8 protein-coding genes are annotated in these 12,997 nt (G+C 37.2%); 1 reads left to right on the top strand and 7 read right to left on the bottom strand.

What is annotated here, in order from left to right; genetic code table 11:
• Positions 1 to 15 precede the first annotated feature (15 nt).
• Positions 16 to 804 (top strand): glutamate racemase, encoded by a 789-nt coding sequence (gene murI, locus CVT13_RS00645; protein WP_107811243.1) that lies wholly within the window; start codon positions 16 to 18, stop codon positions 802 to 804.
• A 72-nt stretch (positions 805 to 876) separates the two neighbouring features.
• Here the strand turns inward: murI and CVT13_RS00640 are convergent, their stop codons facing one another.
• From CVT13_RS00640 to CVT13_RS00610, 7 genes are all read right to left on the bottom strand, one after another.
• Positions 877 to 1,467 carry a DedA family protein gene (locus CVT13_RS00640; RefSeq protein ID WP_107811242.1) on the bottom strand — a complete coding sequence of 197 codons (591 nt, stop codon included), beginning with the start codon at positions 1,465 to 1,467 and terminating at the stop codon, positions 877 to 879.
• A gap of 138 nt (positions 1,468 to 1,605) precedes the next feature.
• The gene (locus tag CVT13_RS00635) at positions 1,606 to 2,385 is read right to left on the bottom strand and encodes a MetQ/NlpA family ABC transporter substrate-binding protein (RefSeq protein ID WP_087585897.1); all 780 of its coding nucleotides are present in this window, start codon (positions 2,383 to 2,385) and stop codon (positions 1,606 to 1,608) included.
• Between the two features lie 75 nt (positions 2,386 to 2,460).
• Positions 2,461 to 3,243 (bottom strand): MetQ/NlpA family ABC transporter substrate-binding protein, encoded by a 783-nt coding sequence (locus CVT13_RS00630; protein WP_084107932.1) that lies wholly within the window; start codon positions 3,241 to 3,243, stop codon positions 2,461 to 2,463.
• Positions 3,244 to 3,500: 257 nt separating this feature from the next.
• Positions 3,501 to 4,175 carry a methionine ABC transporter permease gene (locus tag CVT13_RS00625; RefSeq protein ID WP_107811241.1) on the bottom strand — a complete coding sequence of 225 codons (675 nt, stop codon included), beginning with the start codon at positions 4,173 to 4,175 and terminating at the stop codon, positions 3,501 to 3,503.
• Positions 4,175 to 5,131, bottom strand: a complete 957-nt coding sequence (locus CVT13_RS00620) for a methionine ABC transporter ATP-binding protein (RefSeq protein ID WP_107811240.1) — start codon at positions 5,129 to 5,131, stop codon at positions 4,175 to 4,177. Before CVT13_RS00620 ends, CVT13_RS00625 begins: the two co-directional genes overlap by 1 nt.
• Positions 5,131 to 7,755 (bottom strand): valine--tRNA ligase, encoded by a 2,625-nt coding sequence (locus tag CVT13_RS00615; protein ID WP_107811239.1) that lies wholly within the window; start codon positions 7,753 to 7,755, stop codon positions 5,131 to 5,133. Before CVT13_RS00615 ends, CVT13_RS00620 begins: the two co-directional genes overlap by 1 nt.
• Positions 7,756 to 7,876: 121 nt before the next feature.
• A complete protein-coding gene (locus CVT13_RS00610) occupies positions 7,877 to 12,997 on the bottom strand; it encodes an alpha-2-macroglobulin family protein (protein WP_107811238.1) in 5,121 nt (1,706 codons plus the stop codon).

The following is a 12,997-nucleotide window of genomic DNA, read 5'->3' as shown; positions in this document are numbered from 1 at the left end:
GCTTTAAGGAAGGGCATGAAGATAGGTATATTTGACTCAGGACTTGGCGGGCTGAGCGTCTTAAATGAAGCTTTAAGTAAGCTTAGCGAGCATGATTTTTTATATTACGCAGACGTTAAAAATGTCCCGTATGGACAAAAAAGCAGGGATGAGATCTTAAAATTTAGCTTTGATGCGGTGAAATTTCTCATAGAAAATGGCGCAAACGCCGTTGTAGTAGCTTGTAACACAGCAACAAGCGTGGCGATAAAAGAGCTTAGAGCAAATTTAAATGTACCTATAATCGGCATGGAGCCAGCCGTAAAAAAGGCGCATGACTTAAGCCATAATGATGCCTTAAAAACGCTAGTCATAGCCACGCCAGTCACCGTAAATGGTGCAAAACTAAAAGAGCTGATCGCAAATTTACACGCAAAAGATAAGACTGAGCTGCTCGCTCTACCACGCCTTGTAAATTTTGCTGAAAATGGGGAATTTGACACCGAGAATGTGAAATCATATCTAAAAGAAGAGTTAGCTAAATTTGATCTAAATAAATTTGGTTTTTTAGTGCTTGGCTGCACACACTTTAACTATTTTAAAGATAGCCTAAGAGAAATTTTGCCACCAAATATAAGCATAATTGATGGCAACGAAGGGACAATAAATCGCCTTATAAGTGAGCTTGGACTAAAAATTTCTACTTTAGATCAAGCCCCAAAAGTTAGATTTTTCTATTCTGGCAATGAAGTATTCAGTAAATTTGAGCTAGATAAAATTTCAAGAAATTTAACTCATCTAGAAAAGATGAGGGCGATTTGCTAGGCTAAATCTAACTAAATACCACAAATAAAAATTTTATAAAATACACTAAATTTTACATATTTTTATATGTATTTAGGCTTTTCTCTGCTTTATTATATAGATAGCACTTATTACTGCAACAACAGCCAAAAGAGCGATTGTGATTATTAAAAGTGTCTGTTTGCTAGGATTTGAGCCTATAAAATAGCCAACTCCAAGCAAAACAGCACACCAAATCCCAGCTCCTAGCGTGGTAAATAGACAAAATCTAAATATATTCATCTTAGCAAGTCCGGCTGGTAGGCTGATGTATTGACGAATGCCAGGAATCAGACGTGAGTTAAATGTAGAAATTTCACCGTGTTTATTGAAAAATGCCTCAAATTTATCCATTTTTTCGTGAGTGATTCCCACAAATTTGCCGTATTTTAAAACTATCTCACGTCCAAAAAAGTAGCAAAGATAATAGTTAAAAATAGCTCCAAGTAAGCTACCAAGCGTACCTGTAAGAAAGGCCAAAAATAAACTCATTTCACCTTTATGTGCCAAATAGCCAGCAGGTATCATTGCGATCTCGCTTGGAAATGGAAAAAACGAGCTTTCTAAAAACATCATCACAAATATGCCAGCATAACCCCAGCTACTTACGCTCGCAACTATAAAATCAATAACATCATGTAGCATTTAAATTCCTGAAAAATTTTAAAGTGAGCCATTTTAGCAAAGCATAGCTTAAGCTTTTTGACAAAAATAAAGAGAGTTTATAGCTTATTAAAACAAGATGAAAGTAGAAATAAAATAGGGCGAAAGCTCGCCCCATTTTTAAAATGCAGGTATAACTTCGCCTTTATAGCGAGTGATGATGAAATTTTTAGTATCAGGGCTAAGTACCGCATCAACTAAAGCTTTGATCTTAGGGTTATTTTCATTGCCAGCCTTTGTGACGATGATATTAGCGTAAGGACTATTGGCGTCTTCAAGCAAAAGTGCGTCTTTTGCCACGCTCATACCAAGGTCAAGGACGAAATTTGTGCTAATAGCAGCGATATCGACATCATCAAGCGTTCTTGGTATCTGAGCACCCTCAAGCTCTACAAATTGTAAATTTTTAGAATTTTTAGTTATGTCATTTATAGTTGCAACTTTCACATTTTTATCGATCTCGATAAGGCCAGCTTTTTCTAAAATTCTAAGTGCTCTATTGCCATTTGATGGATCGTAAGCGATCGCAACTTTTGCACCATCTTTTAACTCTTTTATGTTTTTTATCTTTTTAGAGTAAAAGCCAAGTGGCTCGACATGGACATTTGCAACACTTACAAGATGCAGGCCCCTAGCCTTGTTTTGCTCCTCAAGATATGGCAAATGCTGAAAGAAATTTGCATCCAAACTGCCATCTTCTGTGGCGACATTTGGGATAGAGTAGTCTGAAATTTCAGAGATAACAAGGTCGTAGCCTTTATCTTTTAGCTTTGGCTTTACAAATTCTAAAATTTCAGCGTGTGGTACTGGTGAAACGCCAACTACGATAGTGTGGTCCTTGTCGGCTGCGTGAAGGCTTAGAGCAACTAAAGATGCGGTTAAAAGTTTGATAAATTTCATTGTTTTTCCTTTTTTGTTTGGTCTAAGCGACGCTAAAAAGGTAAAAGCTTTCACGTCGCTTATTTAAAATTTTAATTAAAATGCTGGAAGAATCGCGCCGTTGTATTTGATCTCGATAAATTTCTTAACTTCTGATGAGTTTATAGCCTTATCAAGAGCCTTTATTTTAGGGCTATTTTCGTTGCCAGACTTTACTACAACGTAATTTACATATGGGCTATTTTTGCTTTCAAGCACAAGTGCGTCTTTTACTGGATTAAGATTAGCATTTAGAGCGTAATTTGTGTTGATAACTGCAATAGTAACGTCATCAAGCGTTCTTGGCACTTGAGCAGTCTCGATCTCTTCAAATTTAAGCTTTTTAGGGTTATCAACTATATCAAGCGGAGTTTTTAGTGGATTATCGTTTAGCTTAATAAGTCCAGCATTTGCAAGGATATCTAAAGCACGGCTTTCATTTGTCGGATCATTTGGGATAGATACGGTCGAACCATCTTTTAGATCTTTGATGTCTTTTATCTTTTTAGAATAAACTCCCATTGGCTCAAGATGAACGCCAACTGTTTTTATAAGATGAGTACCTTTGTTTTTGTTAAATTCGTCCAAATATGGAAGGTGTTGAAAGAAATTTGCATCTAAATCGCCATCTTCTGTTGCAAGATTTGGCGTGGTGTAGTCGTTAAATTCTTTAATTTCAAGCGTATAGCCATCTTTTGCCAAAATAGGCTTTACCACCTCTAAAATTTCAGCATGTGGGATAGGTGTAGCACCAACGATTATTGTTTTTGATTTATCAGCTGCATTTGCACTTACACTAAGACCAAGAGCAACCAAAGAAGTAAGAAGTAGTTTTTTCATTTATTATCCTTTTAAAATTTGCCAAGCACCAAAAAAGGATAAATTTAAGCTAGAGGTTTAAATTTCTTTTTAAGCGCTTAAGCTAGTTCTAAGCACTTAAAAAGAAATTCTGTGCTTAGAGATTAGTCTTTCGACAACGCGTTTTTTACTAGGCGGCACATGTGGCACATATCTGATTTCATCTTTTATCCTTTCAGCTAAAAATTAATTCGGGCAATTTTAAGGAAAAAAGCTTAAAATCAGATAAAAACAAAGGCCTATTTTTTAGAAATTTTATATAAGTAGTTACCTAAAACTTGAAAAATTTGAACCATAATGATAAGAATAACCACGGTGTAAAGCATGATATCTGGGCGAAATCTTTGATATCCGTAGTTTATAGCGACAGATCCTAGTCCGCCACCGCCAACTGCACCAGCCATCGCTGAAAAGCCGATATTTACGATAAGCGTTAGTGTAAATGCCGAGATGATACCAGGAAGCGCCTCTACAAACATCACGCGAAAGATGATCTGTAATTTCGAACTACCAAAACTTTGAGCGGCTTCAATTATGCCTTTATCAACCTCTTTTAGAGCGTTTTCGATTAGTCTTGCTACAAATGGAGCTGCTCCGATAGTTAGCGGAACGATCGCAGCTGTGGTGCCAATACTTGTGCCCACGATCATTTTTGTGACCGGAAAGAGCACAATAATGAGGATAATAAACGGAAAGCTTCTAAGCACATTTATAATGATATCAAGTACAAAATAAAGCTGCTTGTTTGGCTTTAGTCCATCTTTATCTGAAAGTATGAGCAAAACCGCAGGTATGAGGCCTATGGCAAAGGCGAGTAGAGTAGAGACAATGCTCATATATAGCGTCTCGCCGATAGCTGGCAACAGTATCCTCAAAAACACATCTGGAAATTTAGAAAAATCAATACCAAACATCAAGCAACCTCCCATAAAACGCCACTTTGCTTGATGTAGTTAAGTACGTTTTCTTTATCTTTTTCATCTATGTTTATGACAAGCGAGCCAAGAACATTTTCGTTTAGCTTCTCAAGCTTGCCCCAAACTATGTTAAAGTCGATATTTAGGCTTCTTGCCATGTGCGTGATCACGCTGTTTTGAGCCACTTCTTTTGGGAAAAATAGCCTAATATTTGTGCCAGTGCTTGGTAGAATTTCTACTTCACCCAAAAATTCTTTCATCTTCTCATCTGGCTTTAAAAATAGCTCTTCAATACTTCCAAAGCCTATGATCTTACCGCCTTCTAGTAGTATCGCACGTTTTGCGATCGATTTTACGACCTCCATCTCGTGCGTGACGATTACGACGCTGATGTCTAGCTCTTTGTTTATCTTTTCAAGCAGCTCTAAAATTTGATTTGTAGTATTTGGATCAAGAGCCGAAGTCGCCTCGTCGCTTAGTAAAATTTTAGGATTTAAAGCAAGCGCTCTAGCGATGGCGACACGTTGTTTTTGCCCGCCACTTAGCTCGCTTGGATAGCTTTTTGCCTTGCTTTCAAGACCGACTAAATTTAAAAGCTCTCTCACTCTTTTTTCAGTTTCATCGCTTTTATAACCCCAAAATTTAAGCGGAGTAGCGACGTTTTCAAAGACGTTTTTTCTAGCCATTAATGCAAAATGCTGAAATATCATCCCGACATCTCGCCTTAAATGCCTTTGCTGCATCTCATCTAAATTTTTTATCTCTTTATCAAAGACTTTTAAGCTGCCACCTTGGTAGCTCTCAAGTCCGTTTATGCACCTTAAAAGCGTTGATTTACCAGCACCGCTGTGTCCCACGATAGCAAAAATTTCACCCTTTTTAACCTCTAAATTTATATCAAAAAGGATTTGCGTATCACCATAAAATTTGCTTAATTTCTCTATTTTTATCACTATTTTTCTCCAAGAGCTTCTAATTCTTCACATACTTTTTTAAATTTAGCCTCAGCGCTCTCTAGCGCCTCTTTGTTTGTCTCTATGACCTCTTTTGGTGCGTTTGCCACGAAATTTTGGTTATTTAGCATGCCTGAGAGTTTGGCTATCTCTTTTTCAAGCTTTGTCTTTTGAGACCTTAGCCTTGTGATGATACCGCTCATATCAAGCCCTTCAAGTGGGACAAATGCCTCTAAATTTTCGCTCACGTCTCTTATTGAATTTTCTATTTTCTCATCTACAAAGCCAATCTCTTCGCATTTTGCAAGCAGCTTGATGTACTCTTTAACCTCGTCAAGATCTATTTTTTCATTAAATTTAACAAAGGCTTTTGCTATCTTTGAGTTGCCAAGATCGATGGTCGCTTTTGCACGGCGAATAGCCACGATCGCTTCGATAACTAGCTCAAATTTCTTCTCTACATCTAAATTTCGCTCTTTTACCTCTGGGTAGCTCATCACCATTATTGATTTTGCATTTTCAAGCCGTGTGCCGCTAAGCTCTTGAAATAGATACTCTGAAAGAAATGGCATGAAAGGATTTAGTAGTTTCATCGCCTCTTTAAATATACTTCCAAGCTCTTTTACGCTCGCTTTATCAGCCTTGCTAAGCTCGATGCCCCAGTCGCAAAACTCATCCCAGAGGAATTTATAAAGTGTGTTTGCTGCGTCATTAAAGCGGTAAGCGTCGATGTTTTCACGCACCTCTCTCACGCACTCGTTAAAGCGGCTATTCATATAAATTCCAAGCTTTGTTTGAAGCTTGATATCCTCTAAATTTGCAAATTTGCTCTCATTTAGCATGAGATATTTGCTCGCATTATAAAGCTTGTTGGTGAAATTTCTTACCTGCTTCATCTTGGTGTCACTTAGCTTGATGTCGCGTCCTTGAACAGCTAGAAGCGTTAGCGTAAAGCGCAAGATATCGGCGCTATACTCATTTATACTATCAAGTGGGTCGATTACGTTGCCAAGGCTTTTGCTCATCTTTCTGCCAAACTCATCTTTTACAAGCGCGTGTAGGTAGATGTCGTCAAATGGCAGCTTGCCAAGAGCGTTTTCACCCTGAAACATCATCCTAGCAACCCAGAAAAATAATATATCAAAGCCAGTTATGAGAAGGTTGTTTGGATAAAATTCAGCCAAATCGCCTTCAAACCATTTTTCATTTTTTAGCTCATTTTCATTGCCCCAGCCAAGCGTGCTAAATGGCCAAAGACCAGAGCTAAACCACGTATCTAGCACATCTGGGTCTTGGTGGATGTTTTTACTTTTGCACTTTTTGCACTCGCACGGCTCACCCTCGTCAGCCCACATATGACCGCAATCATCGCAGTAAAATACTGGAATTTGATGTCCCCACCAAAGCTGGCGTGAGATACACCAGTCTCTTAGCTCTCTCATCCATGCGTTAAAGCTGTTTATCCAGTGCGGCGGATAAAATTTAGAAAGACCCTCTGAGACCTTTGCAATCGCCTCGTCTGCGATCTCTTTTTTGACAAACCACTGCTTTGAGATGTATGGCTCGACAACGTTTTTGCAGCGGTAGCAGTAGCCTACCTGGTTTTCGTAGTCCTCGATCTTTTCAACATTGCCAAGTTTTTTAAGCTCGGCCACGACGATATCTCTAGCCTCAAGCCTCTCAAAACCTGCAAATTTATCGCACTTGTCGTTTAAAATACCCTTTTCATCAAATACAGTAATAAACTCAAGGTCGTGCCTTTTACCAACTTCGTAGTCGTTTTGATCATGCGCAGGTGTGACCTTAACAAGGCCTGTTCCAAACTCCATATCAACGTGCTCGTCTGCAATAATCTCGATCTCTCTATTTATGATAGGTAGCACCACCTTTTTACCGATTAAATTTTTATAGCGCTCGTCGTTTGGATTTACCATTACGGCGGTGTCACCAAAGTAGGTCTCTGGACGAGTTGTTGCAACAACAACAAATTCACTTGGCTTGTTTGCAAAATAATATCTCAAATGATAAAGCTTGCCCTTATTTTCTTTGTGCTCAACCTCGATGTCAGAAAGCGCGCCGTCGTGTGTACACCAGTTTATCATGTAGTTTTTCTGGACAATTAGTCCTTTGTCGTATAAATTTACAAAGGCTTTTTTCACAGCTTTTCTTAAGCCCTCATCCATAGTAAATCTCTGGCGTGACCAAGCCGGAGTGATGCCAAGTTTTCGCATCTGATGGACGATCATGCCGCCGCTTTTTTCTTTCCACTCCCACACTTTTTCTACAAATTTCTCACGTCCAAGCTCTTCTTTTTTGATCCCTTGAGCCAAAAGCTGCTTTTCAACGACGTTTTGAGTAGCGATGCCAGCGTGGTCAAGGCCTGGCTGCCAAAGTGTCTTGTAGCCGTCCATCCTCTTGTAGCGAGTCACGATATCTTGAAGTGTGAAGGTTAGGGCGTGTCCGATGTGAAGCGATCCAGTCACGTTTGGAGGTGGCATCATAATGCAAAATTTACGTCCATCTTTTTGGATATCTTTGTTTGCGTCTATCTCGAAGTATCCGCGTTCTTCCCAAATTTTATAAAATTTATCTTCTATCTCTTTTGCATTGTAAAATTCTGCCACTTTTCTCTCCTCAGTTTCGTTTAAAAAATGCTTAATGTTATCTAAAATTTGTTTAAAAAAATCTTTGCAAAAGTGGGGAAATATGGGCTTGGGGCGGTTAAACGCCCCGAAGTTTAGATAGCTATTTTACGTTAAAGCTTCTCACGGCTAGGTCGTAGTCGTTTTGTCTTTCGTTATACATATTTTCAGTTGTAACTGCACCAAGCGAGCATTTGCCGCCAAGTCTTACTCTATAAGGTGTGTAAAGCACGGCGTCTTTTTCGTCGCTATTTAGCGTGTAAAAGCTTAGCACGCGGTCATCTTTTATGCTTTTATACTCTACTTGTAAGCTGTTTTTTAAGCTCTTGCTAAAGTTGCTTAAATTTTCATTTATCGGCTCAAAGCAGCTACTTACGATCTCGTTAATAACGCCATTTTTAACCATTGTTTTTGAGTTTATCACCACTTTTGAGTAGATGACGTCATTTACTTTTAGGCTGTCAAGACCCAACTCTTTGCCTTTTTCATCGACAAAAACGCGGTAGATGTCAAGCTCTTTTGGCTCGATTTTGTGTTTGATCTCAAGCGGCACGTAAGCGTAGCTTAAGATAGTTACATAAAGCTTATTTGAACCTAGCGGAGTTATGTTAAATTCGCCATTTTTTGTAGTAAATGATGTGCTTAAAAGGCCGTCAAATTCTTTACTTTCGCCGTTGTAGCTAAGCTTAAATTTGTTATTTTTCTCGCCGCTATCTTTACCAAAGTAGGCGTTTAGCGCTCTAAGCGTAAATGCACGCTCCTGCGTTGAGCTAAGCTCATTTAAATTTACTATCAAGAAATTTGCAAGGTCGTCTGAGTAGTCGTTTTTCTCAAAGTATTTTGCGTGCAAGTATAAGATAAAGGCGTTATCTCTTACTTTTGAGCTAAAGCTAGAATAATCCCTGCTGTAATCAGCCGCCTGAGCTTTTTTAATATCTTTTAGCGCCACCTTTGCTTCGTCATTTAAGCCGTTTAGCTTTAGAGCCGCTGCCATTAGATATTTATTAAGTGCGGTCGTATTGTAAGCTTTATGGTCATAAATTTTATTTAGCACTGATTTATCAGCAACATTTGCGCGGGAGCTTACATATAGAGAGTAGAGCGCTTCAAGGTCACTATTTACATATTTTGCCATTGAATTTACAGCACTTTGTTTTACTCTTTTACCTATCTCATATCCAGCCTCTTCAAGATCAAGTAGCACGTCAGTTGCATAGATCGAAGCAAATGCATTAGTACTACCTAGATCGCTCCAGTAGCCAAAGCTACCATCTGGTTTTTGCATCTTAATTAGCTCACTCATACCGCTTGCAATAAATCTCTTTTGATCATTTTTTTCAAGCTCATCTTTTGGCTTTAAATTTAAAAGCGCAAGCAGTCTTGAGCTCCTTTGCTCCGCACATCCGTAAGGGTACTCGACTAAATTTTTAGAAGCTGCTAATAATACGCTTGAGACCGAGCTTGACGCATCTATACTAACATTGTGAAAGCCTTTTGGAAGAGAGATCATGCTCTCTTTATCAAAGACGCTACTTTTTGCATAGGTGCTAATCGTATAAGGATTAACTACATCAAGTAAATTTTGAGCCGTTTTTGAGCTATTTTTGTCGCTTATTGTTATATTGTATTCGCCAGCTCCAGCTTCAAGAGCTGAAATTTTAAATGTAAAGGCTTTATTCTCAAGCGGCTTTAAATTCGCATTTTCTTTTGTTTTAATGCTTAAATTTTTACTGCTAGCCACTTTTATGGTTAAATTTTTATCCTCATTTGTTGTATTTATAAGCCTTAAGTTCGCATTTAGCTCATCGCCTTTTAGCAGATAAACTAACGCACTTGGTTTAATAATCACATCATCTTTTACTAAAATTTCTTTATTTACCGCATTCATACTATTTTCATTATTTGCCACGACATCTACTCTAATGGCTGAGTTAAAGCCATTTGGCGTTTTAAACTCGTATGAAATTTCACCATTATCGTCAGCTTGAAGACTTACTAAATTTGCGTATGTTTTTATATTTTTACTATCGACCGGGCTAGCATGTTTTGCCATTTTTGCCTCCATAGCAAGTGCCGCCATATCGCCACCAAAGCTTAAAGTTTTGCCCTCGACCTTATAGTTTGTAAGCATATTATAAATGTCATAGTCAAAAACGCCATCTGGTAAAATTTTATCAAAAAATTTAAGTGGGTCGGCTGGCTTTTGTGACGTTATATCAAGCACGCCAACATCTGTGATAAATAAATTCACATAAGCTTTTGGCTTTGTTTTTAGAGAAATTTTTATATTTTCATCACTTTTTGCCATATTTGGTGCATCAAGACTTAGATCAAGTATCCTTGATGACTTATCAGCCTTAGCATAAACCTTACCGTAAGTCCTAAACGGAGTTAATCCACCATCTGTCATGCGGTAGATATTTGCACTCACATAAAGTCCGCTAAAATCAAAGTCAAGTTTAAATTTCACATTTGCTGAGTTGTTTTTTATCTTAACGACCTTGTAAGCTTTCACGCCACCATCTTCAAGCGTAACGAGAGCGATGCCTTCTTTTATAGCTGAGCTTATATCAGCACTTAGTTCATCGCCTTTTTTGTAGATATTTTTATTTAGCTTGATTTGAGATTTGCTAAGCTCTTTTGTAGGTGCTAGAGTTGAGTAGTTGTAGCCACTTACGTCCATATCAAGGCTTGTGCTTGCTCCACTTACTAGATTTGTAGCGATGATCACATATGAGCCACTTTGTGTAAATTTATAGCTAAACTCGCCATTATCTTTATAAAAATTATCCACATCTTCTAGCGTTTGAAACCACTTTATATAGCCATTTGCATCTCTTTGGTATTGCCAAGTGACACGTTTTATATCAAATTTTAAATTTGATTTTACGGCCTTTTGACTTGACATATCTACTACAACCGTTCTTATTTTTACATCTTCGTTTGGCTCAGCAAATGTCGTACTTGCTGCGATACCGACCATATCCTTGTAAGGATAGAGCGTAAAGCTTTTTGTATCGCTTACGTTTTTACCATCATCATTTACATTGAAATTTATCACGCCTGTTATGATAGAAGAGGCATTTTTAGTGCTAAAGCTAAGATCTATCATTTGGCTTGATTTACCATCTTTTGAAAGAGTGAGATCGTTTTCAAAAGATGGATAAGCGCTTGGTTTTAGCGTATTGTTTTTAAATTTATACTCTTTAAACTCGCTATTTTTATATTCATCATCAAAAAAGCTAACCTGCATGCTGCCATCAAGCTCGCTAGCAGCGCCACCAAAGAGATAGTTACTAGCTAGATTTGCTCTAATAAGCTCATTTGCGAAAAATTTATCCTTCTCAAGCGTTATCTCATTTTTTATCCTATTTGGCATAAAACTCTCAACAAAAAATGGCACATTTGAGATCACTTTGCTTGCATAAATTACTTGCATATTAAATCTACCGCTTAGATCGCTTAGTATCTCTTTTTCAAAATTTACCATGCCAACGTCATTTGTATTTTTTGAAATTTCAGCACTACTTTTGCCTTGTGGATCGAAAAATTTTATCTTTATAGGCATATTTTTTAAAGGATTAAAATCTCTATCTCTTAGATAGATTGCACCCCTTAAACTCTCATTTGGTCTTATGATATTTGAAGCAAAATGAACGTACGCATCGATACTCTCACTGGCATTTTGGCTCATAAATTTTGCTTCATTTAGCGCTTCGTCTTCTTTTAAAATAAGAAAATTTTGCTCTTTTCCAAGAGAGACAACCACTGAGGAGATATCTTTGTAAATATCTTTTTTATTGAATTTAAAAACACCTATATCATTTGTCGCACCAACTGCGATCTCTTCGTTTTTCTTACCATAAATTTTTACATTTGCATTTGGAAGCATTGTATTTTCGCCAAGACGATTTGCAAATACGAAAATTTCATCCTTGCCAAGCTTTGCATTTACGGCGATATCACTTAGGTAGACTACTTTTGAGACGCTCTTATCTTTGCCGTAGTTTAAATTTATCTTATAAACGCCGTCTCCAGCTCCAGCAAAGTCAAGTTTGATTTTATTTAGTGAAATTTCATTTAATGCGCCATCAAGCTTATAACTTTTGCTTGCTACTTTTGTGCTGAAGTTGCTTAACTCTTCGTTATTGTCATTAAAATTTAAGAAATATCTAAAATTTTGATCGCTTAGCTTTTCAATGCTTACATTTAACTCAGGCAAATTTGCACTTCTGATACCGATTTCGCCAACACTTGAGATATATGGCTCATTATTTATAAAATTTGCAAATGGAGTAAAATTACCAGCTACTACTTCATAGCTACTTTCTTCTCTTACTACATTTCTATCATCGCCAAAGCCTGGTTTAATGGTGATTTCATAACTATTTTGTGGCTTAAAATCGTCACTTGTGATATCAATGTAGTAATAATATTCGCTAAGTTCTGAGTTTTCTTCATAGTTGTCACTATATTTAACGTCACTAATGCTAAAGTTTTTTACACCTTTAATGTTTATAAATTTTTTAAAGTTAATGTCGTCATCAAGCCAATTTTTTAGATAAATTCTAAAGCCCAAGATGCCATTATCAAGGCTCACTGGATAAATTTCAGGTATCTCAAGACTCTTTGCATTATCATTTATATTTACGCTTTCTTCGCTTATTTCATCTGCAAAATTTACTATCGTTTCACCTGAAAGCGTTGCGCCAAATTTACTCTCAAATTTTTCACCAAAATCAAAAACTGGATTGCTTAAATTTTTATCAAGATTAAGCTCAAAGCTATTGTTAGAAAGCTCAACCGCTTTAAATTTTGCATCTTTTACGGCAATATTTTTGATAGCTTCAATATTTACTTCATCATTAAATTTAAGTATATATTTGCTATCGCTTATTTTTTCTATCTTTGTTAGCTCAAATTCTTTCGTGGCAAAACTAGCAGTGCTTCCATTTTCAAGCTTGCAGCTATAATCCAAACCAGCATGCATATCTTTTGTAAAAAGTAGCAAGCTTTGATTATTAAATCTAACCGTACCATTTAATGCTGGTTGGCACAAAAGTAGCTTTTTATCGCTTAGCATACCAACAAAATTTTTATCGACTTTATCTTCTAGCCCAAACTCTACGCTTAGGGGCGATTTTATCTGCGCAGCGCCATTTAGGCTCAAAGCATATAAATTTGTCATTCCCAAAAGTGCTAGAAGCGCTACTTTTTGCCACAT

Origin of the sequence: Campylobacter concisus, assembly GCF_003049085.1 — a bacterium.
Taxonomy (GTDB): Bacteria; Campylobacterota; Campylobacteria; order Campylobacterales; family Campylobacteraceae; genus Campylobacter_A; species Campylobacter_A concisus_H.
The sequence above is the reverse complement of the archived record's forward strand: the minus strand, read 5'-3'. Positions and strand labels throughout refer to the sequence as shown.

Bases quoted from the DNA above. Each gene is read 5' to 3' on its own strand.
- murI (WP_107811243.1), top strand. From the start codon at position 16: ATGAAGATAGGTATATTTGACTCAGGACTTGGCGGGCTGAGCGTCTTA.
- CVT13_RS00640 (WP_107811242.1), bottom strand. From the start codon at position 1,467: ATGCTACATGATGTTATTGATTTTATAGTTGCGAGCGTAAGTAGCTGG.
- CVT13_RS00635 (WP_087585897.1), bottom strand. From the start codon at position 2,385: ATGAAATTTATCAAACTTTTAACCGCATCTTTAGTTGCTCTAAGCCTT.
- CVT13_RS00630 (WP_084107932.1), bottom strand. From the start codon at position 3,243: ATGAAAAAACTACTTCTTACTTCTTTGGTTGCTCTTGGTCTTAGTGTA.
- CVT13_RS00625 (WP_107811241.1), bottom strand. From the start codon at position 4,175: ATGTTTGGTATTGATTTTTCTAAATTTCCAGATGTGTTTTTGAGGATA.
- CVT13_RS00610 (WP_107811238.1), bottom strand. From the start codon at position 12,997: ATGTGGCAAAAAGTAGCGCTTCTAGCACTTTTGGGAATGACAAATTTA.